General features: G+C 59.5%; 25 protein-coding genes. 12 read left to right on the top strand and 13 right to left on the bottom strand.

The window, feature by feature from the left end; all coding sequences use genetic code 11:
• The first annotated feature begins 65 nt into the window (after positions 1–65).
• Complete coding sequence (locus tag AC19YS_RS10265; protein WP_023659083.1) at positions 66–1,529, top strand: glyceraldehyde-3-phosphate dehydrogenase; 1,464 nt, start codon at positions 66–68, stop codon at positions 1,527–1,529.
• A 164-nt stretch (positions 1,530–1,693) separates the two neighbouring features.
• On the opposite strand, the gene AC19YS_RS10260 is transcribed toward AC19YS_RS10265, so the two are convergent.
• Together AC19YS_RS10260 and AC19YS_RS10255 are read right to left on the bottom strand one after the other, a co-directional pair.
• Positions 1,694–2,992 (bottom strand): MFS transporter, encoded by a 1,299-nt coding sequence (locus tag AC19YS_RS10260; RefSeq protein WP_106576927.1) that lies wholly within the window; start codon positions 2,990–2,992, stop codon positions 1,694–1,696.
• A 150-nt stretch (positions 2,993–3,142) separates the two neighbouring features.
• Positions 3,143–3,685, bottom strand: a complete 543-nt coding sequence (locus tag AC19YS_RS10255) for a chalcone isomerase family protein (RefSeq protein WP_500601626.1) — start codon at positions 3,683–3,685, stop codon at positions 3,143–3,145.
• Positions 3,686–3,920: 235 nt separating this feature from the next.
• Here AC19YS_RS10255 and sthA point away from each other — a divergent pair, with 235 nt between their 5' ends.
• Complete coding sequence (gene sthA, locus AC19YS_RS10250) at positions 3,921–5,315, top strand: Si-specific NAD(P)(+) transhydrogenase (protein WP_005786183.1); 1,395 nt, start codon at positions 3,921–3,923, stop codon at positions 5,313–5,315.
• A 42-nt stretch (positions 5,316–5,357) separates the two neighbouring features.
• Here the strand turns inward: sthA and AC19YS_RS10245 are convergent, their stop codons facing one another.
• The gene (locus AC19YS_RS10245; protein ID WP_500601624.1) at positions 5,358–6,080 is read right to left on the bottom strand and encodes a glycerophosphodiester phosphodiesterase; all 723 of its coding nucleotides are present in this window, start codon (positions 6,078–6,080) and stop codon (positions 5,358–5,360) included.
• 44 nt (positions 6,081–6,124) lie between these two features.
• The gene (locus tag AC19YS_RS10240; protein WP_119739208.1) at positions 6,125–6,709 is read right to left on the bottom strand and encodes a PilZ domain-containing protein; all 585 of its coding nucleotides are present in this window, start codon (positions 6,707–6,709) and stop codon (positions 6,125–6,127) included.
• Between the two features lie 94 nt (positions 6,710–6,803).
• Here AC19YS_RS10240 and AC19YS_RS10235 point away from each other — a divergent pair, with 94 nt between their 5' ends.
• Genes AC19YS_RS10235 through AC19YS_RS10225 form a run of 3 tightly spaced genes read left to right on the top strand, consistent with a single transcriptional unit; the run spans position 6,804 to position 10,050 of the window.
• The gene (locus AC19YS_RS10235; RefSeq protein ID WP_119739210.1) at positions 6,804–8,054 is read left to right on the top strand and encodes a lipoprotein-releasing ABC transporter permease subunit; all 1,251 of its coding nucleotides are present in this window, start codon (positions 6,804–6,806) and stop codon (positions 8,052–8,054) included.
• Positions 8,055–8,061: 7 nt separating this feature from the next.
• On the top strand, positions 8,062–8,745 hold the full coding sequence (gene lolD / locus AC19YS_RS10230; protein ID WP_164487915.1) for a lipoprotein-releasing ABC transporter ATP-binding protein LolD: 684 nt from the start codon (positions 8,062–8,064) through the stop codon (positions 8,743–8,745).
• A gap of 60 nt (positions 8,746–8,805) precedes the next feature.
• The gene (locus AC19YS_RS10225) at positions 8,806–10,050 is read left to right on the top strand and encodes a lipoprotein-releasing ABC transporter permease subunit (protein WP_106576921.1); all 1,245 of its coding nucleotides are present in this window, start codon (positions 8,806–8,808) and stop codon (positions 10,048–10,050) included.
• Between the two features lie 115 nt (positions 10,051–10,165).
• On the opposite strand, the gene AC19YS_RS10220 is transcribed toward AC19YS_RS10225, so the two are convergent.
• Both AC19YS_RS10220 and AC19YS_RS10215 read right to left on the bottom strand, forming a co-directional pair.
• Positions 10,166–11,521 (bottom strand): heavy metal sensor histidine kinase, encoded by a 1,356-nt coding sequence (locus tag AC19YS_RS10220; RefSeq protein WP_500601760.1) that lies wholly within the window; start codon positions 11,519–11,521, stop codon positions 10,166–10,168.
• Positions 11,518–12,198 carry a heavy metal response regulator transcription factor gene (locus AC19YS_RS10215; protein ID WP_179678023.1) on the bottom strand — a complete coding sequence of 227 codons (681 nt, stop codon included), beginning with the start codon at positions 12,196–12,198 and terminating at the stop codon, positions 11,518–11,520. The genes AC19YS_RS10220 and AC19YS_RS10215 overlap by 4 nt, the downstream gene beginning before the upstream one ends.
• 156 nt (positions 12,199–12,354) lie before the next feature.
• On the opposite strand from AC19YS_RS10215, the gene copI reads away from it, so the two are divergent.
• Positions 12,355–12,876 (top strand): copper-resistant cuproprotein CopI, encoded by a 522-nt coding sequence (copI, locus tag AC19YS_RS10210; RefSeq protein WP_119739217.1) that lies wholly within the window; start codon positions 12,355–12,357, stop codon positions 12,874–12,876.
• A gap of 66 nt (positions 12,877–12,942) precedes the next feature.
• Complete coding sequence (gene queF / locus AC19YS_RS10205; RefSeq protein WP_124416724.1) at positions 12,943–13,773, top strand: NADPH-dependent 7-cyano-7-deazaguanine reductase QueF; 831 nt, start codon at positions 12,943–12,945, stop codon at positions 13,771–13,773.
• A 136-nt stretch (positions 13,774–13,909) separates the two neighbouring features.
• Here the strand turns inward: queF and AC19YS_RS10200 are convergent, their stop codons facing one another.
• Both AC19YS_RS10200 and pcrP read right to left on the bottom strand, forming a co-directional pair.
• A complete protein-coding gene (locus tag AC19YS_RS10200) occupies positions 13,910–14,176 on the bottom strand; it encodes a DUF4404 family protein (RefSeq protein WP_106576917.1) in 267 nt (88 codons plus the stop codon).
• A 110-nt stretch (positions 14,177–14,286) separates the two neighbouring features.
• Positions 14,287–14,895 (bottom strand): HAD superfamily inactivated hydrolase PcrP, encoded by a 609-nt coding sequence (pcrP, locus tag AC19YS_RS10195; RefSeq protein WP_500601622.1) that lies wholly within the window; start codon positions 14,893–14,895, stop codon positions 14,287–14,289.
• A 196-nt stretch (positions 14,896–15,091) separates the two neighbouring features.
• Here pcrP and AC19YS_RS10190 point away from each other — a divergent pair, with 196 nt between their 5' ends.
• The gene (locus AC19YS_RS10190; protein ID WP_106576915.1) at positions 15,092–15,781 is read left to right on the top strand and encodes an MlaA family lipoprotein; all 690 of its coding nucleotides are present in this window, start codon (positions 15,092–15,094) and stop codon (positions 15,779–15,781) included.
• 60 nt (positions 15,782–15,841) lie between these two features.
• Here AC19YS_RS10190 and AC19YS_RS10185 read toward each other — a convergent pair whose 3' ends face one another.
• The gene (locus AC19YS_RS10185) at positions 15,842–16,138 is read right to left on the bottom strand and encodes a PilZ domain-containing protein (protein ID WP_106576914.1); all 297 of its coding nucleotides are present in this window, start codon (positions 16,136–16,138) and stop codon (positions 15,842–15,844) included.
• Positions 16,139–16,414: 276 nt separating this feature from the next.
• On the opposite strand from AC19YS_RS10185, the gene rssB reads away from it, so the two are divergent.
• Both rssB and rssC read left to right on the top strand, forming a co-directional pair.
• The gene (gene rssB, locus AC19YS_RS10180; RefSeq protein ID WP_064451404.1) at positions 16,415–17,596 is read left to right on the top strand and encodes a two-component system response regulator RssB; all 1,182 of its coding nucleotides are present in this window, start codon (positions 16,415–16,417) and stop codon (positions 17,594–17,596) included.
• Entirely contained in the window at positions 17,596–18,078 is a 483-nt protein-coding gene (gene rssC / locus AC19YS_RS10175; protein ID WP_003172602.1) for an anti-sigma factor antagonist RssC, read from the top strand. Before rssB ends, rssC begins: the two co-directional genes overlap by 1 nt.
• Positions 18,079–18,279: 201 nt before the next feature.
• Here the strand turns inward: rssC and tal are convergent, their stop codons facing one another.
• The 3 genes from tal to AC19YS_RS10160 all read right to left on the bottom strand — a co-directional run bounded on the left by tal (position 18,280) and on the right by AC19YS_RS10160 (position 21,723).
• The gene (gene tal / locus AC19YS_RS10170; RefSeq protein ID WP_500601619.1) at positions 18,280–19,206 is read right to left on the bottom strand and encodes a transaldolase; all 927 of its coding nucleotides are present in this window, start codon (positions 19,204–19,206) and stop codon (positions 18,280–18,282) included.
• A gap of 335 nt (positions 19,207–19,541) precedes the next feature.
• Positions 19,542–20,528: a tRNA dihydrouridine(20/20a) synthase DusA gene (gene dusA / locus AC19YS_RS10165; protein ID WP_500601617.1), complete on the bottom strand. Its 987-nt coding sequence runs from the start codon at positions 20,526–20,528 to the stop codon at positions 19,542–19,544.
• Positions 20,529–20,724: 196 nt separating this feature from the next.
• A complete protein-coding gene (locus AC19YS_RS10160; RefSeq protein WP_500601615.1) occupies positions 20,725–21,723 on the bottom strand; it encodes a hypothetical protein in 999 nt (332 codons plus the stop codon).
• Positions 21,724–22,000: 277 nt separating this feature from the next.
• Here AC19YS_RS10160 and AC19YS_RS10155 point away from each other — a divergent pair, with 277 nt between their 5' ends.
• Both AC19YS_RS10155 and AC19YS_RS10150 read left to right on the top strand, forming a co-directional pair.
• Entirely contained in the window at positions 22,001–22,357 is a 357-nt protein-coding gene (locus AC19YS_RS10155) for a DUF6124 family protein (protein ID WP_200623187.1), read from the top strand.
• Between the two features lie 145 nt (positions 22,358–22,502).
• On the top strand, positions 22,503–22,724 hold the full coding sequence (locus tag AC19YS_RS10150) for a hypothetical protein (RefSeq protein WP_200623184.1): 222 nt from the start codon (positions 22,503–22,505) through the stop codon (positions 22,722–22,724).
• A 109-nt stretch (positions 22,725–22,833) separates the two neighbouring features.
• On the opposite strand, the gene AC19YS_RS10145 is transcribed toward AC19YS_RS10150, so the two are convergent.
• Positions 22,834–24,021 carry an MFS transporter gene (locus tag AC19YS_RS10145; RefSeq protein ID WP_119739228.1) on the bottom strand — a complete coding sequence of 396 codons (1,188 nt, stop codon included), beginning with the start codon at positions 24,019–24,021 and terminating at the stop codon, positions 22,834–22,836.
• Between the last annotated feature and the right edge of the window lie 436 nt (positions 24,022–24,457).

Raw genomic sequence — 24,457 nt, 5'->3', positions numbered from 1 at the left:
GTGGTTGGCGCATTGCTCAACGGCCGGTCGGACGACATAATGTAGCCCCTTTTTTCTGCCCCTACATGTGGAAGGTTCCCGTGACTCAGAAGCCCGACCAGTGTCTTGGTGAATGGATCGACCGTGAAGCACTCGCTGAAGCGATGATTCCGCTTATCGGTCAGCTGTACCGCAATAACAATGTGGTGAGCTCGATCTATGGCCGCAGCCTGATCAACCAATCAGTCATCGCGATTCTCAAGGCGCATCGCTTTGCTCGCCATCGTTCCGCCGACGACAGCGAACTCTCCGTCCACGAAACATTCCCTCTGCTTAAAGCCATGAGCGAGCTCAAGCTCGGCGCGGCCTCGGTAGACCTGGGCAAGTTGGCTTACAAATTCCGCAAAGAAGGCGCTGGCCGCACCGCCGAGCAGTTCGTGCGTGAAGAAATGGCCGATGTGGTTGGCCAGCAAAACGCCGCTGCCCGTAAAGGCACTGACGTTGTGCTGTACGGCTTTGGCCGTATCGGCCGCCTGCTGGCGCGCATCCTGATCGAAAAAACCGGTGGCGGCGACGGCCTGCGGCTGCGTGCCATCGTTGTGCGCAAAGGCGCCGAGAACGACCTGACCAAACGCGCCAGCCTCTTGCGCCGCGACTCGGTACACGGTCCGTTCAATGGCACCATCGTCATCGACGAAGAAAACAACACCATCACCGCCAACGGTAACCTGATCCAGGTGATCTACGCGAAGAACCCGTCTGAGGTGGATTACACCCAGTACGGCATCAAGGACGCCCTGCTGGTGGACAACACCGGCGTATGGCGTGATGCCGAGGGCCTGGGCCAGCACCTGGCCTGCCCGGGTATCGACCGCGTTGTGCTGACCGCGCCTGGCAAAGGCAAGCTGAAGAACATCGTTCACGGTATCAACCACGGCGAAATCACCGCTGACGACAAGATCGTGTCGGCTGCTTCCTGCACCACCAACGCCATCGTGCCGGTGCTGAAGGCTGTGAATGACAAGTTCGGCATCGTTAATGGTCACGTTGAAACAGTTCACTCGTACACCAACGACCAGAACCTGATCGACAACTTCCACAAAGGCGATCGCCGTGGCCGTAGCGCCGCGTTGAACATGGTCATCACCGAGACCGGTGCTGCCACCGCTGCTGCCAAGGCCCTGCCTGAGCTGGCCGGCAAGCTGACCGGTAACGCGATCCGCGTGCCGACGCCGAACGTGTCGATGGCCATTCTCAACCTGAACCTTGAGAAAGCCGCCACCCGTGAAGAAATGAACGAGTACCTGCGCTACATGGCGCTGCACTCGGACCTGCATAAGCAGATCGACTTCGTTAACTCGCAGGAAGTGGTGTCGACCGACTTCGTGGGCTCGCGCCACGCCGGTGTGGTGGATGCCGAGGCAACCATCACCCAGGACAACCGCGTTGTGCTGTACGTCTGGTACGACAACGAGTTCGGTTACAGCTGCCAAGTGGTTCGCGTGATGGAAGACATGGCTGGGGTCAACCCGCCTGCATTCCCGCGCTAAGCCTTTGCGGTAAATGAAAAAGCCCCGACTGGTTCGGGGCTTTTTTTATGGCTGCTGTTTTGTGGTGAATGTTCGGGCCTCATCGCGGGCAAGCCCGGCTCCCACAGGTTTGATGTGTGAATACAGTCAAAGGTGGGAGCTGGGTTGGCTGCGATAGCGGTCTATCAGGCGCCGCCCACCACTGACGCCTGCGCAGTGCGCAGTTCATGCCGGTTGCCCTTGAACAGTATCAATGTAGCGATCAAGCCGAGTATCGCCGCGCCACTGAGCCAGATCCCAGGCGCTGCCTTGTTGTCCAGCACGTGGATCAGGTAGGTGCAGGCCGCCGGTGTAAACCCACCAAAGGTCGCGGTTGCCAGGCTGTAGGCCAGGGAAAACCCGGTAGTGCGCACTTCCACCGGCATGATCTCGGTGAGCGCCACCACCATCGCACCGTTGTACGAGCCATACAGGAACGACAACCACAGCAGCACGATCAGCAGATGGCTGAAGCTCGGATTGGCCACCAGCCACGACAACGCCGGATACGCGGTAAGAATCGCCAGAATTGTCGCGCCGAGCAGCAGGGGTTTGCGTCCGATCTTGTCGGACACCGCGCCCATCACCGGCAGCCAGATGAAATTGGAGATGCCCACGCACACGGTCACCAGCAACGCATCGAAGTCCGACAGGTGCAGCTCGGCCTTGCCGAAGGTCGGGGTGTAGGCGGTGATCAGGTAGAACGACACGGTGGTCATCACCACCAGCGCCATGCCGGCGATGACGATGCCGAAGTTCTGACCGATCGAGCGCACAATTTCCTGCAGGGTAGGGCGGTGTTTGCGCGCTTGGAACTCAGGGGTTTCTTCCAGCGAGCGGCGAATCACGAAGATCACCGGCACGATCAGGCAGCCGATCAGGAACGGCACGCGCCAGCCCCAATCACCCATTTCTTCGGGGCTGAGCCAGTGGTTCAGGCCCACGCCGAGCAACCCGGCGAACACCACCGCAGCCTGCTGACTGGCGGACTGCCAGCTGACGAAGAAGCCCTTGCGCCCGGGTGTGGCGATTTCCGCCAGGTACACCGACACACCGCCCAGCTCGACGCCGGCGGAGAAACCTTGCAGCAAGCGACCAAACAGCACCAGCAACGGCGCCGCCACGCCCAGGGTGGCATAGCCAGGGACGCAAGCGATGAGGACGGTGCCGGCGGCCATCATGGCCAGGGTGATGACCAGGCCTTTCTTACGGCCGTGGCGGTCGATGTAGGCGCCGAGGAAGATCGCGCCCAGGGGCCGCATCAGGAAGCCGGCGCCGAAGGTCGCCAGGGACAGCATCAAGGAAGCAAACGCGCTGTCGGTGGGAAAGAAGGTTTTGGCAATGGCCGTGGCGTAGAAGCCGTAGACCATGAAGTCGAACATCTCGAGGAAGTTGCCGCTGACAACGCGAAAAATTGCCTTGCCTTTGCCCGTGGTAGTGGACATGTCATGCACTCATTTTGGCTATCTTATTAGTGATCCCAGGTCATCGCTCATCCTTGCTGCTTCTTTGTAACCATATGTGTATTGGCCACTACCCGCAATAAAAACTGATAGGAAGCTGACTAAATGCGCAGGTGTCTTGGCGGGTGTTGATCAGTTGAGGAGGGAGTTGCGCAGGCTGTCGGACAGGCCTTTGGGCGCCAGCCAGATGCCGAGATAGGCTTTCGCCAATTCATCATCATGGCTGCTGAACACCACCTGATCATTGATTTCCAGGTTCAAGCCGCGCCCAGGCCGAAAGTCCAGGGCGTAACGATCGCCGCTGCGGATATTGCGAAAGCGTGCATGCAGTTGGTCCAGTTGCGGCTTCAAGCGGGCGAGGGTGGCGCTGCTTTGCTGGCGCTCCAAGGTCGTGGTGGCCGCCTTGATCACGTCGTTACGGTCGATGTCGCGAAAGTAATACAGCGCCAGGCGCAGATTCTTTTGCTGGTCCCAGGTGGCTTTGGCGCTGGTGTCGGCGGCAGCATACACCGCTGCCGCATACACATCCGCCCAGAGATACACCAGCACCGTCTGGTTTTTCAGCACAAGGTCGTGAGATTGCGCAGGAAAACCGGCCTGCTTCAGGCGGTCCGCCTCACTGGCCTGCACTGCCACACAGAAAATCAGCAATAAACAGAAAACGACATGCCGCATAATGGCTCTTCCTGCAAAAGGTGCGTGTCAGCAGTCTAATTGCAATTTGCGGGTTCTGTAGTAAAGGCAAGACTGGCCTACGACGCGACCAAGGGTTAATGTTCGCGGCGTTGAGCCTTCTATAGACTGTGCCCCGGCTCACACACTTGAGCCAAATTGTCCTTCATGCCCGCTGGCCGCGGCATGATTTAGCCAGGCGTCCAACCGTACGCCTGGCCTGTTCTGAGGAGTACGCATGGCTGTCTACAACTACGACGTGGTGGTACTGGGTTCCGGCCCGGCTGGAGAAGGTGCGGCGATGAACGCCGCCAAAGCTGGGCGCAAGGTGGCGATGGTCGATAGCCGTCGCCAGGTCGGCGGTAACTGCACCCACCTGGGTACCATCCCGTCCAAGGCCTTGCGTCACTCGGTGCGCCAGATCATGCAGTTCAACACCAACCCGATGTTCCGGGCCATTGGTGAGCCGCGCTGGTTCTCGTTCCCGGACGTATTGAAAAGCGCCGAAAAAGTCATCTCCAAGCAAGTCGCGTCGCGCACCGGCTACTACGCCCGTAACCGCGTCGACCTGTTCTTCGGCACCGGCAGTTTTGCCGACGAGCAAACCGTTGAAGTGGTCTGCGCCAACGGCGTGGTCGAGAAGCTGGTGGCCAAGCACATCATCATCGCTACCGGTTCGCGCCCGTATCGCCCGGCCGATATCGATTTCCATCATCCGCGTATCTACGATAGCGACACCATCCTGAGCCTGGGCCACACCCCGCGCAAATTGATCATCTACGGCGCTGGCGTGATTGGCTGTGAATACGCCTCGATTTTCAGCGGCCTGGGCGTATTGGTGGAACTGGTGGATAACCGCGACCAGTTGCTGAGCTTCCTCGACTCGGAAATTTCCCAGGCGTTGAGCTACCACTTCAGCAACAACAACATCACCGTGCGCCACAACGAAGAGTACGAGCGGGTCGAAGGCCTGGACAACGGTGTGATCCTGCACCTCAAATCCGGCAAGAAGATCAAGGCCGACGCCTTGCTGTGGTGCAACGGCCGTACCGGCAACACCGACAAGCTGGGCATGGAAAACATCGGCGTGAAGGTCAACAGCCGTGGCCAGATCGAAGTGGACGAGAACTACCGCACCTGCGTGACCAATATCTATGGCGCCGGTGACGTGATCGGCTGGCCAAGCCTGGCCAGTGCCGCGCATGACCAGGGCCGTTCAGCGGCCGGCAGCATTGTCGACAATGGCAGCTGGCGTTATGTGAACGACGTGCCGACCGGCATCTACACGATTCCGGAGATCAGCTCGATCGGCAAGAACGAACACGAACTGACCAAGGCTAAGGTGCCTTACGAAGTCGGCAAGGCGTTCTTCAAGAGCATGGCGCGTGCGCAGATCGCCGGTGAGCCGCAAGGCATGCTCAAGATCCTGTTCCACCGCGAGACCCTGGAAGTCCTCGGCGTGCATTGCTTCGGCTATCAGGCCTCGGAGATCGTGCATATCGGCCAGGCCATCATGAACCAGCCGGGCGAGCAAAATACCCTCAAGTATTTTGTGAACACCACGTTCAACTACCCGACCATGGCCGAAGCCTATCGGGTAGCGGCCTATGACGGCCTCAACCGGCTTTTTTGAGCGGCTCCGGCCGGTGGCCTGAGCCGGCCGGGGAGACCGATTTCAGTAATTCTCGAGGGTGGCAGTGGCCAAACCGGGAAAGTCTGTAATCAGGCTATCTACGCCGAAGTCAGCGAGCCTGCGCATCAGCGCCGGTTCGTTGACCGTCCACACGGACACGTGCAAACCCTGACGCTGGGCTTTTTCCAGACGCTCGGGGGTGCACAGCGTCCAGTTCAATGCCAGGTATTCACAGCCGTAGTTTTGCGCGACCTTCAGCGGGTCGAGCCACGCGTATTCGGCGACCAGGCCGCGTGACAGGTCCGGGGTAAGCTCCACGGCCGCTTTCAAGACTTCCCGCGAACTTGAGGTCACGGTGACCTTGTCCATCAGGCCATGACGCACGGCCACCTCACGAATTGCCAGTACGGTCGTTGCGGCGCGGGTGCGCGAAGCGCTTTTGACTTCCAGCTGCCAGTGATCGAAGTCGCATTTTTCGAACAGCTCTTCCAGGCGTGGGATCGGGCAGGGGCTGACCCAACCCGGGCCGCCTTTGCGCGCGTCCATCTTCACAAGGTCGGCTGCCGAATACTCGACGACTTTGCCGCGCCGGTCGGTGGTGCGTTTGAGGGTCGGGTCGTGGATGACCATCAACTCGCCGTCCATGGACAGGTGCAAATCCAGTTCGCAACGGCGTACACCGTGCTTGAGGCACTCCTGAAAGCTGGTCAGGGTGTTTTCCGGTGCTTCGCCTTTGGCACCGCGGTGGCCATAAATCAGGGTCACAGTTGCTCCTTTGCGCCAGATAGCCCGGCGGGGTCATACGAAATTCAGGTGTCTTGGGCGTCGCTTTGTTCCCGCGCCAGGCGTCGTTCCTGGGCTTGTTTCTGCAGGATGTAGCGCGCCAGCAATTGGCGTTGGGCATCGGTCATCGATTCGAATTCCGTGCCCACGTCAAAGCCGTCGCCCTTGGCGTCGCAATGCGTCACGCGGGCACGCAGCAGCAAGCCGAGCGCCTGGGGCATCAATACAAGCTTGACCGCCAGGTGTGTGTCGGGCGCCAGCGGCGTTGGGTGCTTGAAGTCGATGCCGCCTTCGGAAAGGATCACCGGCTGCGGCGCGCCCACCTCATCCAATAGGCCGCGCGCCATGATCTGGCTGAGCAGGTCCACGCGTTTGTTCTGGACTTTGAGGAAGGCGGCCAGGCTGCGATCTTTCTCGCTGATCTGGCGCAGCAGGTGCTGGGCTTCGAATTCGCTGAGGTGCAATTCGCTGAGCAGGTTGAACAGCGGCGAATCATCCAGCAACACTTCCTTGCTCGCCGCTTCGGGGGCAGAGAGGGTGCTGATTTGAAGTGCGATCATGTCGTCGATACGGTAGTATTCGCGGCGTTCTTCTTCATCTAATGTCGACATGGCGAACCCAAAGTAGCGGTAATGGTCTGAGTGTAAAGCTGCTTACCTGACCCCGCCACCGGGACGTCTTCTTTTCCTCCGAACAAGCCCCGACATGTTCAGACCTCTCTTCGTATTTATCGGCACGCGTTATACCCGTGCAAAGCGTCGCAATCATTTTGTGTCGTTCATTTCCCTGACCTCGATGATCGGGCTCGCCTTGGGCGTGGTCGTGATGATCGTGGTGCTGTCGGTGATGAACGGCTTCGATCATGAGATGCGCACCCGCGTGCTGGGCATGGTGCCCCACGCGACCATCGAGGGCGATTCGCCCATCAGCGACTGGCCCAGCCTTGCCGACAAGGTCAAGCAGAACCCCAAGGTGGTGGCCGTTGCGCCGTTTACCCAGATGCAGGGGTTGCTGACCAACGACGGCAAGGTGCAGAAGATCCTGCTCAATGGCATCGACCCGGCCCAGGAACGTAACGTGTCGATCATCGACAAGTTCATGTTGCAGGGCAAACTCGACGATCTGGCGCCTGGCAGCTTCGGCATCGTGATCGGCGACAAGGCGGCGGCCAAGCTCGGCGTGGGCGTCGGCGACAAGCTGACCTTCGTCGCTCCGGAAGTCACCGTGACCCCGGCCGGCATGTTCCCGCGCATGAAGCGCTTCACCGTGGTCGGCACCTTCCACGTCGGCGCCGGCGAAATCGATGGCTACCTCGGCCTGACCAACCTCACCGACCTGGCCCGCCTGCACCGCTGGAAGCCGGATCAGGTGCAGGGCCTGCGCCTCAAATTCAACGACCTGTTCGACGCCCCGCGCGGCGCCTGGGAAATCGCCCAGCATTTGGGTGAATCCCAGTACTACGCACGCGACTGGACCCGCACCCACGGCAATCTTTACCAGGCCATCCGCATGGAAAAAGCCATGATCGGCCTGCTGTTGCTGCTGATTGTCGCCGTGGCCGCGTTCAACATCATTTCCACCCTGGTGATGGTGGTGAACGACAAGAAAGGTGACATCGCCATCCTGCGCACCCTGGGCGCCACGCCGGGGCAGATCATGGCGATCTTCATGGTGCAGGGCACCGTGATCGGCGTGGTCGGCACCTTGATCGGCACCGCGGTCGGCATCCTGGCCGCGCTGAACGTCAGCGCCGCCATCGCCGCGCTGGAAAAAGTCATCGGTCACAAGTTTCTCAACGCCGACGTCTACTTCATCGACTACTTGCCGTCCCAGGTTCAGGCCCAAGACGTGTTGATGGTAGGCGGCGCCGCGTTGGTATTGAGCTTCCTTGCCACCCTGTATCCAGCCTGGCGCGCGGCACGTACCCAGCCAGCACAGGCCTTACGTTATGAGTGAATCGGGCATGAGTGAAAAAGCAATCCTGAGCTGCCGCAACCTGGGCAAATCCTACGAGGAAGGTCCGGAATCGGTGGTGGTGTTGTCCAACCTGCAACTTGAACTGCACCCGGGCGAACGCGTGGCGATCGTCGGCAGTTCCGGCTCCGGCAAAAGTACCTTGCTCAACCTGTTGGGCGGCCTGGATACGCCGTCCCAGGGCAGCGTGTGGCTGGCTGGCGAAGAGCTGTCGGCCCTGGGTGAGAAGGCGCGTGGCCAACTGCGTAACCGCTCGTTGGGTTTCGTGTACCAGTTCCACCACCTGCTGCCGGAATTCACTGCGCTGGAAAACGTCTGCATGCCGCTGCTGATCGGCAAGACTGCTATTCCGCAAGCGCGCCAGCGCGCCAAGGCGTTGCTGGAGCGCGTCGGCCTCGGTCATCGCCTGGAGCACAAACCGGCCGAGTTGTCCGGTGGCGAGCGCCAGCGTGTAGCGATTGCCCGTGCCCTGGTCAACAACCCAGGCCTGGTGATGCTCGATGAGCCAACCGGCAACCTCGACTCCCACACCGCCCAGGGCATCAAGGATTTGATGCTCGAACTGAGCACCCAGATGCGCACCGCGTTCCTGGTGGTGACCCATGACATGAGCATGGCCCGCCAGATGGACCGCGTGCTGCACCTGCAGGAAGGTCACTTGGTCGCCATCTGACCCGTTTCAAGCCCGGCGCCTGGCGCTGGGCTTTTTCATTTTTTTAAACGGTGCCCGCGAATGTTCAGACCGTTATCGATTTTCATCGGCACGCGCTATACCCGCGCCAAGCGCCGCAACCGTTTTGTTTCGTTTATCTCGATGACCTCGATGATCGGCCTCGCCCTGGGCGTGTTGGCGATGATCGTGGTGTTGTCGGTGATGAACGGCTTCCAGCGCGAAATGAGCTCACGCATCCTCGGCATGGTGCCCCACGCGACCATCGTCGGCGTGAACCCGATTGATGACTGGCAGCCGGTGGCCGCCGCCGCCATGAAGAACCCGCAAGTGACTGCCGCCGTACCATTCACGCAGATGGACGGGATGTTCTCCTACAAGGGCGCGATGCAGCCGATCGAGATCAGCGGCGTCGACCCGGCCCAGGAAGGCAAAGTCTCGATCGTGGCCCAGCACATCGTGCGCGGCAAACTGGATGACCTGAAAGCCGGCGAGTTCGGTGTGGTCATCGGCGACATCACTGCACGGCGCTTCCGCCTGAACGTGGGTGACAAGCTGACCCTGATCGTGCCGGAAATCAGCACGGCGCCGGGTGGCATCACCCCGCGCATGCAGCGGCTCAACGTGGTCGGTATCTTCAAGGTCGGCGCCGAGCTGGATGGCTCCATGGCCCTGATCAACATGGCCGACGCCGCCGAAATCCAGCATTGGCAGCCGAACCAGGTGCAAAGCGTGCGCCTGGCGGTGAAAGACCTGTACGCGGCACCGAAGGTCTCGGCGGACATCGCCGCCAGCCTCGGCGCGGCCTACAAGCCGGATGACTGGACCCACACCCAGGGCAGCCTGTTCAGCGCGATGAAGATGGAAAAGACCATGATCGGCCTGTTGTTGCTGATGATCGTCGCCGTCGCCGCGTTCAACATCATCGCCACCTTGATCATGGTGGTGAACGACAAGGGCGCCGACATCGCGATCTTGCGCACCATTGGCGCCACGCCACGGCAGATCATGGCGATCTTCATGGTGCAGGGCACCGTGATCGGCATCGTCGGCACTTTGATCGGCGGCGTGCTGGGCGTGATTGCGGCGCTGAACGTGAGCGAACTGGTGGGTTGGCTGGAGCGCGTGACCGGGCAACATATCTTCAGTTCGGACGTGTATTTCGTCAGCAACCTGCCTTCGGAACTGCAGGGTGGGGATGTGCTGCTGATTTGCACGGCCGGGTTTGTGTTGAGCTTTTTGGCGACGATTTACCCGGCGTATCGGGCGGCGAAGATTGAGCCGGCACATGCGCTCAGGTATTCGTAAGGGCTGAGACCGCCATCGCAGGCAAGCTTGCTCCCACATTCGACCGCTTTCCAAAGGATGTACGCGGACAAATGTGGGAGCGGGCTTGCTCGCGAAGGGGCCGGCCCAGCTTGCATCAATCCCCCTTGGGCAACTCAATCACAAACCGCGTCCGCCCCAACTCAGACTCACAATAAATCCTCCCGCCATGTGCCCGCACAATCGACTGGGTAATCGCCAACCCCAGCCCCGCATGCTCGCTGCTGCCTTCTCGGCGCGCCGGGTCGGCCCGGTAGAACCGATCAAACAACTTCGGTAACAACGCCGCAGGAATACCTTCCCCGGTATTTTCCACGGCCAGCGTCACACCTCGCTCGGTCTCAACCATCCGCACCCGCACCTCGCCACCGGCCGGGGTAAACCTGAGCGCGTTATCGAGCAAATTCGATAACGCCCGGCGCAACATGCCGCGATCACCCGCCGTATGCGCCGTGCCCTCGTGCACCAGGCTGACGTGCGCGTCCTCGGCCAGCAACGTGAAGAACTCGATCAACGCTTCCACTTCATCGTCCAGCACCAGAGCCTCGCGCTTGGGTATGAGCAAGCCGTGGTCGGCCTTGGCCAGGTACAACATGTCATTCACCAACTGCGCCATCCATTGCAGCTCTTCGAGGTTGCTGTGCAGTGCCTCGCGGTAATCCTCCAGCGGGCGCGGCTGGGTGAGGATCACTTGGGTGTGGGTCAGCAGGTTGGAGAGAGGCGTGCGCAGTTCGTGGGCGATATCGGCGGAGAAGGCCGAGAGGCGCTGGAAGGCGTCGTCCAGGCGCCCGAGCATGGCGTTGAAGGCCTGGGCCAGTTCAGCCAACTCCACCGGCATGTGCTGCTGGGGCAGGCGCTGGGTCAGGGAGTGCGCCGACACGCTGGCGGCCACTTCACCCATGCGCCGTAGCGGCCGCAACCCACTGCGCGCGGCCCAGGCGCCGAGCAGCGCGGTGGCCAGGGCCGAGAGGCCGACGGTCAGCCAGATCAGGTGCTGCATGCGTTGCAGGAAGTGCTGGTGATGGGTGATGTCGAGCATCAGCGTCAGTCGCGGCGAGCCGGGTTGGCCGGCGACCAGCGGCGCGTTGTACACGCGATACTCAGTCCCGGCATTTTGCAGGCTGTGCAAACCCGGCGCTTCAGGCAGGCTGATGCCGGGCGCGCCGTCAAACCAGCGCTGGCCCTGGGCAGTAACGCGCAGCGCGAGTTCGGGTTGGCGATTGAGCTCGGCGCGCAGTTGCGCTTCGCGTTGCGCAAATAATGATGGCGAGTCGACCCCCTGCAAAGTGCTGCGCAGCGCCACCAGCTGGCTGTCGAGTTGTTGCTGGTCCAGCTCGATAAAGTGCGCCTCACTGGCGTGGTTGAACAGCACGCCGGCGAGCAACGACACCACGGCGGTGCACGCCGCAAACAGCAGCGCCAGACGGCTGGCCAGGGACAGGCGCTTGATCAATTGCACCGCTCCTCCAGCACATAACCCATGCCGCGCACGGTGTGGATCAGTTTGTTGGGGAAGTGGTCGTCGATTTTCAGGCGCAAGCGGCGGATGGCCACTTCGATGATGTTGGTGTCGCTGTCGAAGTTCATGTCCCACACCTGCGAGGCGATCAGCGATTTAGGCAGTACTTCGCCCTGGCGGCGCAGCAGCAGTTCCAGCAGGGAAAATTCCTTGGCGGTGAGGTCGATGCGCTGGCCGTCGCGTTCGACGCGGCGGCGGATCAGGTCCAGGCGCAGGTCGGCCAGTTGCAGTGCGGTTTCCTGGGGCGCGCTGCTGCCACGACGTAACAGGCTGCGCACGCGGGCCAGCAGTTCGGAAAAGGCGAACGGCTTGACCAGGTAATCGTCGGCGCCCAGTTCCAGGCCGTGCACGCGGTCTTCCACGGCATCGCGGGCGGTGAGGAACAGCACCGGAATGTCCAGGCCGGCGCTGCGTACCGCTTGCAGAATTTGCCAGCCGTCGCGGCCCGGCAGCATCACGTCGAGGATCAGCAGGTCGTAATCACCGGTCAGTGCCAAGTGCTGCCCGGTGGTGCCGTCGGCCACCAGTTCGGTGGTAAAGCCCGCCTCGCTCAGGCCCTGGCGCAGGTAATGGCCGGTTTTCGGTTGGTCTTCGACGATCAGCAGTTTCATGGACGACTCTTGGCAGCGGTGAACAACGGGCTTTATACCGTGGGTGCCAGGGCAGGGGCGCAACCTGACAAAGTTGTAATCTAGCAGTCAGCTGGCTGGCAGCGGCGCCATCTTAGAGTGCTGACAGAGCTGTTCACACACTTTTGGAGAATCGACATGGCGCTGCGTACACCTCTGATATTGGCGGGTTGCCTGTTGGCATTGAGTTTTGATGCGCTGGCGGACACGGCCCATACCTTCGCGTTCGGCCAGCCAGCCGCCGCCGATAAAGCCACGCGCACGGTAGAAGTGGTGCTGCAGGACATTTCCTTTTCGCCCAAGGCGTTGGACGTAAAAGCCGGTGAGACCGTGCGCTTTGTGCTGGTGAACAAAGGCCAGTTGCTTCACGAATTCAACCTGGGTGACGCGGCGATGCACGCCGAACACCAGAAAGAGATGCTCAAGATGCAAGCCAGCGGCATGCTCACCGCCACCGGCATGGGCAAGATGGACCACAGTGCAATGGGGCACGGCGATATGGCGGGCATGCGGCATGACGATCCCAACAGCGTGCTGGTCGAGCCGGGCAAGACCGCCGAGCTGACCTGGACCTTCACCAAGGCCACGGGCCTTGAGTTTGCCTGCAACATTCCGGGGCATTACCAGGCGGGCATGGTCGGCACACTGACCGTTGAGTGAGGCGATTCTTAAGGGCGGGGGCAAAGGCTGGTAGACTGGCGCGGTTTATTTAGCCAGGTTTCCGCCATGCATCCCGCAGCCGAACATTCGCCGCTGGGCAAGTCCAGTGAATACATCTCCACGTACACCCCATCGTTGCTGTTCCCGATCCCTCGTGCCGCCAAGTGGGCCGAGCTGGGCCTGAGCGCCGAAACCCTGCCGTATAAAGGTGTGGATTTCTGGAACTGCTTCGAGCTGTCCTGGCTGCTGCCATCGGGCAAGCCGGTAGTGGCTATCGCAGAGTTCAGCATCCCGGCCGACTCGCCGAACATCATCGAGTCCAAGTCTTTCAAGCTGTATCTCAATTCGCTGAACCAGACCGCGTTTGCCGACACGGCCAGCCTGGAAGCGACACTGCGCACCGACCTCAGCGCCGCCGCCGGCAAGCCGGTCAGCGTGCGCATCCGCAGCCTGGCCGAGGTTGAAGCCGAAGGCGTGCAAGCCCTGCCGGGCGCGTGCATTGATGACCTCGACATCAGCGTCAGCAACTACGAACACCCGCGCCCGGAACTGCTGCGTTGCGATGACTCGCGCATTGTCGAGGAGAGCGTGCACAGCCACTTGCTCAAATCCAATTGCCCAGTCACCAGCCAGCCGGATTGGGGCAGTGTGGTGGTCGAGTACCGTGGCCACGCGTTGGATCACGCCAGCCTGCTCGAATACATCGTCAGCTTTCGCCAGCACTCAGACTTCCATGAACAATGTGTGGAGCGGATCTTTCTCGACCTGCAGCGTTTGCTCAAGCCGCAGAAGCTGACCGTGTATGCGCGCTATGTGCGCCGCGGCGGGTTGGATATCAACCCTTATCGCAGCACTGAGGCCATGCAGTTCCAGAACCTGCGCCTGGCCCGCCAGTAGCGTTCACGCAAAACAAATGTGGGAGCGGGCTTGCCTGCGATAGCGGTCTTTCAGTCATACATCTGGCGACTGATACACCGTCATCGCAGGCAAGCCAGCTCCCACATTTTGGTTGTGTGTTCGGCTTGAGCTCGGGTTAGATCCCGATATTGCCCAGCGTCACCACAATATTACGCAAGGTCCCGGCAATGCCTGGGTGGTCCAGCTCGAAGCGTTCCACCGCCAGGTTCACGCCATCGGCAATGCTGGGGTCCTGGATCGCGCCTTCCAAGGGCTCTTGAACTTCAAGTTCGGCAATCAATGCTTCGAGTTCGTCGCGTTTCTCCGCCGACATCAGCGGGTCGCTATTCAATTGCTCGCGCAATTCTCTGACTTGGTCTTTCAGCTGTTCGCGGGCAGGCATGGCGTTCTTCCTTTTATCGATAGGCACTGGCATAGACCGCGGCACGCCGGGAAAGGTCTACGGGCTGAGCAGTAGATTAATCCACCGGCGCCGACCGTGCATGATCTCGATCAGGGCTTCTCGCCTTTGAGCTGGCGCAGGCTGATGTCCGCCAGGCAGGTGCCGAGCTCTCCGAGGTGATCGATCACCGAATGCACGCCCAAGCGATACAGCGCCACCGTGGCCTTGGCGCGCTTGTGCTCGCGTTGCTGCTCGGTCAGCGCCTGCCATTGTTCGGGCGCCAGGCCGCACAGTGAGCCGCAGGACGCCAGGCCAATGGTCCACAACCCGGCATTGAGCCCCGATTGCAGCAAGCGTGGTTCGCCGCTGACCAGCACGCAGCCTTCAAGGCGTTCGATGTTCAACTCCATCAAGGCCTGCCAGCACGCATGCGGCGCCGGCCAGCGAATCGAGGAGGGCGATGCGGCTTTGAGCCAATCAGGCAGCACGGCGGCCAGAGGGGTGGTTACCGCGCCAGGGAGTTCATCCAGCCAGGCGCAGGGCACGCCCTGGTCTTTGAGGCTGCGCAGGATTTTCAGCGCGCCAGGTGTGGCGTGAGCGTCGGGGCAAGGGCTATCGGTGCGCGCCAGGGAACCAAAATCCACCAGGCAGCCACTAAGGCCAAACAGTACGGCAGTCAAGGAGGGTGCGCTGGCGACGGCAATCTCGGCGTGAGGCATTTTCAACATCCCTGAAATAGCTGTGACGCTATCGGGGCTGGATGACAAGCGCGTGACATCGGCAGTAATTGTAGGAATTTTGTGCATTTCCTATGAGAGCGATCCTACTGGATGCCTTATTCGACACTTCCGTCATATACTGACGGCCTTATTCAGGGCATAGCGCCCATGACAGACCATTCAAGGAGCCAAAGCTATGCGCTGGAGCCACTATTTCGCTCAGCTATCTGTGTGTGCCACTGTTCTTTTGGCCCCGTTCGCCGCTAACGCTGCGTCGGAAGACGATCCATGGGAAGCCGTCAACCGTCCGATCTTCACCTTCAACGACACCGTTGACACTTACGCGCTCAAGCCATTGGCCCAGGGCTATCAGTTTGTCACCCCGCAATTCGTCCAGACCGGCATCCATAACTTCTTCCGCAACATCGGTGATGTCGGCAACTTTGCCAACGACGTTTTCCAGCTCAAGCCGCACGCGGCCGGTGTCGACACTGCCCGCTTGCTGATGAACACCACCTTTGGCGTGTTGGGCTTTATTGATGTCGGCACCAAAATGGGGCTGCAACGCAACGATGAAGACTTCGGCCAGACCCTCGGTTACTGGGGCGTCGGCAGCGGTCCTTACGTGATGCTGCCGCTGCTCGGCCCAAGCACCTTGCGTGATGCGCCGTCCAAGTACGTCGACAGCTACACCCAACCGTATCGCTACATGAACGACATCGGCTGGCGTAACAGCACCTTCGGCCTGAACATCGTCGATACCCGTGCCAGCCTGCTCGACAGCGAGAAGCTGATCACGGGTGACAAGTACACCTTCATCCGTAACGCTTACCTGCAGAACCGCGAGTTCAAGGTCAAAGACGGCAAGGTCGTCGACGATTTTTAAGCCGTGACGTTTTGAAATGAAAAAGGCGACCCGAGTGGTCGCCTTTTTTGTGCACGGCTTTTAGTGCATTTTCAGGATCTTGAGGCCCAGGTGCTGGCGCTCGCCCTCGTTTTTGGCCCACACCACTTCGGTATCTGCCTCCAGGCCCGCGAGGGCGGCGTGTTCCGAGTCAATGCGCACGGTCAACGGGTCGCCCACCTGAAACTGGCGGGGTGCTTGAACCTGCATGCCGGAGCTGGAGAGGTCCACGCAGACCCCGGCAATCTCCTGTCCGGCGTGGATCAGCGACACATCGGCATCCACTCGCATGCGGATGAAATCGCGTTTTTCGGCGTAGTCGCGCTCGTGTTCGCTCACGGGTTCCATCCTTACTTTGTGTTGTGGTCGTGGGTGTTCTTATAACTCCCGGTGATTTGCGGTGTAAAGACGCCCGGCGACCATCGGCATGAGCTTGAAACCCCTGACGGATGGGAGTACCGTCTGCGCCTTAGAAGGGCACCTCTGCTTTACCGTTGTGCATGGGCGAAATCCCAATGCTTTGTAGGACAGAGTGGCTAGAAAGCGAATCCAGTACGTGAGCCCGGCCATTGCCGAGCCGCCTACGCCAACCTAATTCTGGCGCCGTTTGCCCACATGCAAAAAACCAGTGCCACGCTGCTGATAATCGATGACGACGAAGTAGTGCGCGCGAGCCTCGCGGCCTATTTGGAAGACAGTGGCTTCAGCGTCCTGCAGGCCAGCAATGGCCAACAGGGTCTCCAGGTATTCGAGCGCGACAAGCCCGACCTTGTGATCTGCGACCTGCGCATGCCCCAGATGGGCGGCCTCGAGCTGATTCGCCAGGTGACTGAGCTCGCCCCGCAGACGCCGGTGATTGTCGTGTCCGGTGCCGGTGTGATGAACGATGCCGTCGAGGCCCTGCGCCTGGGCGCCGCCGATTACCTGATCAAGCCCCTGGAAGACCTGGCCGTGCTGGAGCACTCGGTGCGCCGCGCACTGGACCGTGCCCGCCTGCTGCTCGAAAACCAGCGCTACCGCGAAAAGCTCGAAACCGCCAACCGCGAACTCGAAGCCAGCCTCAACCTGCTTCAGGAAGACCAGAACGCCGGTCGCCAGGTGCAGATGAACATGTTGCCGGTGAGCCCCTGGACCATTGATGAGTTCAAGTTCGCGCACCAGATCATCCCGTCGCTGTACCTGTCGGGTGATTTTGTCGATTATTTCCGTGTGGATGAGCGGCGTGTGGCGTTCTACCTGGCCGACGTTTCCGGCCACGGTGCATCCTCAGCTTTTGTCACCGTGTTGTTGAAGTTCATGACCACACGGCTGTTGTTCGAATCCAAGCGCAATGGCACCTTGCCGGAGTTCACCCCCTCCGAGGTGCTGGGCCACATCAACCGAGGCCTGATCAGCTGCAAGCTGGGCAAGCACGTAACGATGGTCGGCGGCGTTATAGATGAAGAAACCGGTCTTTTGACCTACAGCATCGGCGGTCACCTGCCGATGCCGGTTTTATACACTCCAGACAGTGTGCGTTACCTGGAAGGCCGTGGTCTGCCGGTGGGCTTGTTCAATGAAGCCACCTACGAAGACCACATCCTGGAACTGCCGCCGACCTTCAGCCTGACGCTGATGTCCGACGGCATCCTGGACCTGCTTCCAGAGCCTACACTCAAAGAGAAAGAAGCCGCCTTGCCTGAAAAGGTCAAGTCGGCGGGCGGCAGCCTGGATGGCCTGCGGCAGGTTTTTGGATTGGCCACGCTAGGGGAGATGCCGGATGATATCGCCCTATTGGTGTTGAGCAGGAATCTTTGATGAGTACCGGAAGAATCCAATTCGCCGAGCAAGACGGGACCTTCGTCCTGAAGTTTGTCGGTGAAGTGCGCTTGACCTTGTGTTCGGCGCTGGATGCAACGATTGAGCGGATTTTCACTGCCCTGAATTTCTCGGCGATCGTGATCGATCTGACCGAAACCCGCAGCATCGACAGCACCACCCTGGGCCTGCTGGCCAAGTTGTCCATTCTGTCTCGGCAGAAGGTCGGCCTGTTGCCGACTGTGGTCACCACCCACGAAGACATCACCCGGCTGCTGCAGTCCATGGGCTTCGACCAGGTGTTCAACATCGTTGACCGCCCGATCCCGTGCCCGGAATGCCTGACCGACCTGCCGTCGCAAGACCAGTCTGAAGAAGTGGTACGGGTCAAGGTGCTCGAAGCGCACAAGATCCTGATGGGCCTGAACGAGTCCAACCGCGAAGCCTTCCACGACCTCGTGAACGCCCTGGAACGCCACTAGGCTCCCTGTTGAAACCCAATCCAAATGTGGGAGCGGGCTTGCTCGCGAAAGCGGTGTGTCAGTCAGTAAATTTTTAGCTGACCGACCGCATTCGCGAGCAAGCCCGCTCCCACAGTTGAGCTGCGCTTGGCTTGAGACCAGCGAAAGGCACAAAAAAGGGCGGCACCCGCGAGGGTGCCGCCCTTTTTGCTACCGCCGCGTTTACAACTTGGCAGTCAACAGCGCCTCAAGCTTCTCCTGATCCCGAGCAAACTGACGAATCCCCTCCGCCAGCTTCTCCGTCGCCATGGCATCCTCGTTGGACTCCCAACGGAACTGCGCTTCAGTCAAATGCACCCGCGCTTCACCGGCGTGGCCTGGCGCCAACTTGCGCTCCAGCTTGCCTTCATCGGCCGCCAGCTTCTCCAGCAGGTCCGGGCTGATGGTCAGGCGATCACAGCCGGCCAGTTCTTCAATCTGGCTCAGGTTACGGAAGCTCGCACCCATCACCACGGTTTTGTAGCCATTGGCCTTGTAGTAGTTGTAGATGCGCGTCACCGACTGCACGCCCGGATCATCGGAACCGGTGTAGTCGTTACCGTTGGCCTTCTTGTACCAGTCGTAGATACGGCCCACGAACGGCGAAATCAGGAACACGCCAGCCTCGGCACAGGCGACGGCCTGGGCAAACGAGAACAGCAGCGTCAGGTTGGTTTGAATGCCTTCTTTTTCCAGCTTCTCCGCCGCGCGGATGCCTTCCCAGGTGGAGGCGATCTTGATCAGCACACGGTCACGGCTGACGCCGGCTTTGTCGTACAGGTCGATCAGACGGTGCGCACGCTTGAGAATGGCGGCTTCGTCGAACGACAGGCGCGCATCCACCTCGGTGGAAATACGGCCCGGCACGACTTTCAGAATCTCTTGACCTACCGCCACCGCAAAACGGTCGCTGGCCAGGCCCACGTCGCCGTTGCAGTCCTTCACGCACTCATCCAGCAGCTTGGCATAGCCTGAGATCGAAGCGGCCTTGAGCAGCAGGGAAGGGTTGGTAGTGGCGTCTTGCGGCTTGAGCTTGGCGAGGGTGGAAAAGTCGCCGGTATCGGCTACAACGGTGGTGAATTGCTTGAGTTGTTCCAGCTTGGAAGTCATGGGCGTGCTCTGTCCTGTGGGTCTGATGACATTACCCGAGCGCCGGCAGGCGCTCAAGGGCGCAAATGCGTTCGATCGTTTGCGAGGGCAACAACCTGAAAACAGCCGTTTGAATCACCGGCCGTACTGCTAACTAGGAGACCAAAACCGCCGACAGGTTCAACCCAACTGCCCGATGACCACCCCGTTTAGAATGTGGGAGCTGGCTTGCCTGCGATAACGCCCGCCCAGCCACCAAACATCCCCCTGACACCCATCACCCAAAACTGTGGGAGCGGGCTTGCTCGCGAAAGCGGCCTGTCAGCCCCAAATAACCCCCTGACACCCAAAAACCATCACCGCCCCTCCAACAACTCCCCCGCCTGATCCAACAACGCCAACGGATCACTCGCCTTATGAATATCCACCGACAACATCTGCCGAAATTTCCGAGCCCCCGGAAACCCAGTCCCCAACCCCAACACATGCCGAGTGATGTGATGCATCACCCCACCACTGGCCAAATGCTCCGCAATATAAGGCCGCAACAGCGCCAACGCCTCCGCCCGACCAACCACCGGCGCTTCACTGCCAAACAACCGCTGATCCACCTCCGCCAGCAAATACGGATTGTGATAAGCCTCCCGCCCCAACATCACCCCATCAAACACCTGCAAATGCGCCTGGCACTGCTCCAGCGTCTTGATGCCGCCGTTGAGATTAATCTCCAACTCCGGGAAATCCTGCTTCAACTGCGCCGCCACGTCATAGCGCAACGGCGGAATGTCGCGATTCTCCTTCGGCGACAACCCCTCCAGAATCGCAATCCGCGCATGCACCGTAAAACTGGTGCACCCGGCATCCCTCACCGTCCCGACGAAATCACACAACTCGGCATAACTGTCGCGCCCATTGATCCCGATCCGATGCTTCACCGTCACCGGAATCGACACCGCATCGCGCATCGCCTTCACGCAATCCGCCACCAAGGCAGGGTGCGCCATCAGGATCGCGCCGATCATATTGTTCTGCACCCGATCACTCGGGCAGCCGACGTTCAAGTTCACTTCATCGTAACCGGCAGCCTCAGCCATACGCGCGCATGCGGCCAGGTCAGCGGGGACGCTGCCACCCAACTGCAGCGCGAGTGGGTGCTCGGCTTCGTTGTGGCGCAGGAAGCGGTCATGGTCGCCGTGCAGGATCGCGCCGGTGGTGACCATCTCGGTGTAGAGCAGGGCGTGCTTGGAGAGCAGGCGCAGGAAGAACCGGCAGTGGCGATCGGTCCAATCCATCATCGGGGCGACGGAGAAGCGGCGGGAGAGGGGAGCGGTTTGTAGGGGCATTGGGGGATCTGAGTTAGCGAGGCGAATGGGGCGCAGTTTATCAGGGATGGGTCTTGGGAGTAGTAGAGCGTGTGGTGTGCCTCTAACCATATAGCACGTAACATAGCTGCACGCGAAATATGACAAGTATCTGAACACGAGGGCTGACCTCCATATCCCATTGATGGCCTGCCCCCCCCCTAGCTGGATGTCTGTTTTAAAGTCGGATGAGTACGAATCCAGTCTCTGTGCCGACGCAGTCTTTAATAACTGCTGTTTCTATTAGGCTAAATGAAATAATGTGAAACGCTGGCATTGGTTGAGGCGTAATGAAATTATAGTCGCAATTAGCTGTTTTTCTGGCGAGTTCTCGGGCAAGTATCCGAGTTGCATTGGAGGGCAAAACTGAATTAAAGGTCGAACAGACGGCTCGAGTTCTTCTCTTTGTGAGGTGAATTATGAAAGCAGTTGATAGTGCTGTTGCACCTATAGTTGCTATGATTAATGCTAAAACCGTCTTCAGAAAGTCGTAGCTTTCGTCTGAATAGGCAGAGTAGGCATAAACTGCCAGCGAAATCAGTAGAAATAGGAGGAAAGTTTTAAGTGTGCTCTGTAAGAGGTACATGCGCGATCTAATGTAGTAGGTAGAAGTTGGATCTACGCTATCGCGGTCCGAAAACATCCAGCTTTTTAGTATAAAGTCATATCTTGTGTCAAGTGCCTTGATGGTATTAATGGTTTTTGCTATTTGGTTTGTAATTGTACGGCGTTTCTTGGGGAAGTCTTTATCTACGTGAAAACTGATAACATAGCTTGAAAGCTTGAACGGTAGCTTTGGAGCTCTGTCGACAGTCATTATCAGGCCTTCCCCCAATGGAATGCCTAAGCCCTTGTGTCCTATAATTAGCCGCAAGCCTGTGCCTACCAATATTGAGTAAAGTAAAATCTTCAATTCGCTGATATAATATATTCCATGCGGCGATATGTAGCGCAGTGGCATATATGCGGCGCTGACAAGCATTAGCCATATAATGCCTCTGTGCGCCAATAGTCTAAGTATCTTAATTGGCATGCTCGAGAGCAGCTTGTGCTGGCTCTTTTTTGAATATTTAAGCCATATGAAAATAATTAGGAGAACCCACGCGAATATGCCAGAGCATTTTAATGCAATAGATATGTAGCTTAATGTCCACATGAGTATTTCGCTAGTTTCCATAGCTGTCCTTAGATTTATGATAGTAGGTGCTGAATGATATCATATTGACATCATTCGGTGTGGGTTTTGCATTTAACTATTTGAGTTCATTGCTCGGGTATTAGATCTATCGATTCGTATCACAGTATTCACTTTGAAATTTCCCACACTTTTTTCAGCTTGCCCCTCAGAAAACCCATCGCTAACCTCCTGAAGCTGCTGCAATCCCAGCGGCCGGAGGTGGAAGTCCGTATTGCTAAGGCGTTTTTAACTCCCATACATATTTGGAGCTTCGCCCATGCACAACAACACCCGGACTTCTTCAATGGATCAAAGCGCATCGCCCGTCGATCCCAAGCTTCAAGCCGTAGCCCAGCGAGCCATCAAGCATCACATGCCTCCATCCGACGAAGCCGCTACCCTCGAACGTTCAATCGATAACCTCTTCCTGATCAATCCAACCATCGACACCGAAACCCTCCTAGCCAACGCCGCCGAAAACCTCGACTCCGCAAACCAAATGGCCGCCACCCTGGCCTTCGACCTCGAAGACCCGCACCGCGCCATCATCCTGGGCATCCAGCAACTCATCGACCTAAGCGCCCTACTCATCGCCCGAGCCCAAGACCAAGTTGCGCCTGCCGCCACAGCCTGACCCCCAACCCCGCCGCCTAACCCAAGGCGGCAACCTGAACCCACGCTGTCACCCAGCAAAGTTTCATAATTCCCCGCACCGTTGAGGACTACGCTCCCACTTAAGAGAGGCCCCCCGCACCTCCAGCCCATAGGGAACTGAAAACATGATCTCGAACCTGGTTAAAGTCGCGCTGATTGCTGGCACGCTGCTGTTGGGCGCTTGTTCGACGGGGTCGTCGGGCGGCAGTGATGACCCTTGTTTCTCTGGCGGATGCCAGGCGTTTGGGGACCATAGCCCGAGCAAGACCGCCAAGATGAATTTTGGCGGCGGTGGGTTGGGGAGTAGTTATGGGGAGTATGGGTCGGGGTTGTTGCATGATGATTGATGGGGTGGTGGGGCGGTCAGAGGTGTGTTGACTGGCCCACCGCTATCGGGGGCAAGCCCCCTCCCATCTTTAGAATGCCCACATTAGGATTGTGGTGGTCTGGGGCGTGTCAGTGGCCGCCTTTCATGCGGCGGGCGATGAGGTAGATGCCCAGGCCTACCAGCGCTGTGGCGGCGCCGATGTAGCCGGTGCTCGTCCAGCCATACCCTGCAGTAATCGCCATCCCGCCAAACCACGGGCCCAGCGCATTTGCCAGATTAAACGCCGCGTGGTTGGACGCTGCCGCCAAACTCGGTGCTTCGTGGGCGATGTCCATCAGGCGAATTTGCAGCGGCGCGGCCATGGCAATCATGGTGCCGACCAGGCCGATACCGAGTAGCACGCTCCACAGCGCACTGGCGGCGAAGGTGAAGAAGATCAGCACGGCCATCGACCACACCATGATCCAGCCCACGGCGCGAAATTGCATGCGGTCAAACAGTTTGCCGCCGGCGATGTTGCCGATGATGCCGCCTACGCCAAACGCGGCGAGGCCGAAGGGAATCCATTGTGGCGAGACTTTGGTCACTTCGAGCATGGTCGGGGCGAGGTAGCTGAAGACGCAGAACATGCCGGCAAAGCCAATCGCGCCGATGGACAGGGCCATCCACACTTGGGGTTTGGTGAAGGCGCGCAGTTCTTTGCGCGGGTCGCTGCGCGGTTCGTCGCGGCGGTCCGGCACGAATTGCCAGACGAGTGCGATGGTGCACACGGCGATGGCGCTGACCAGGGCGAACGCCGAGCGCCAGCCCAGGTGTTGGCCCAGGAAGGTGGCGATGGGGTTGCCGAGCAGCATGGCGAGGGTGAGGCCCATCATTACCCGGGCCACGGCGCCGGCGCGTTTATCGTTGGGCACCATGCTGGAGGCGACGACGGCGGCGATGCCGAAGTAGGCGCCGTGGGGCAGGCCGCTGATGAAGCGGAAGGCCACCAGCGAGCCGAAGGTCGGGGTGAAGGCGGTGGCGAGGTTGCCCAGCGCGTACAGGCCCATCAGCAATAAAAGCATGTGTTTGCGCAGCAGCTTGGCGCCGAGGATGGCCAGCAGTGGCGCGCCGACCATGACGCCGAGGGCGTAGGCGCTGATGGCGTGGCCGACTTGGGGTTCGCTCAAATTCAAGTTGTGGGCGATGTCGGGCATCAGGCCCATGATGGCGAATTCGCCAGTGCCGATCGCGAAGGCGCCCACGGCCATGGCAGCTTCCATTTTGGCGGCGCTGCGCGCGGGCAGTACGTGCCCGGGTGTTTGCTGGATAGTCATGGGTAACTCTGTTTGGAAGGATTGCACGAAGGACTGCCGCCGATGCTACGCAAGCAACGGCGGAGGTGTCTAGAACAGCTGTTTGCAGCAGAGTTCAGTTTCATCTGGCCACCTGTGACGCCACGTCGCGCCTGCCAGGCTTGACACTGACGGGTTAAAACCCGCGATTTAGAGCTGTCAATTGGCCAAACGGCGCATAAACGCCCTATGGCGTGATATTCTGCGCGCCGTCTTGGTCTGGTCTTTCCCCGGCACGTACACCCGTATACGTCCCGGCGGTTGGCTGTCGTCCAGGTAGCTGAAGCCAATAATGATAAAAAGTCAGCGCAGAAGGGACATAAACAGTGAGGTCGATACGTCGGCCTTGTGTGCCCACCCTGCGGCTCTCTCGTAAATGTGCAAACCCCGCGGCGCGCTGCCTGGCGCGGCGTGATAG

Source organism: Pseudomonas sp. MF08831, assembly GCF_059862645.1.
This window is presented reverse-complemented; position numbering and strand designations above follow the sequence as displayed.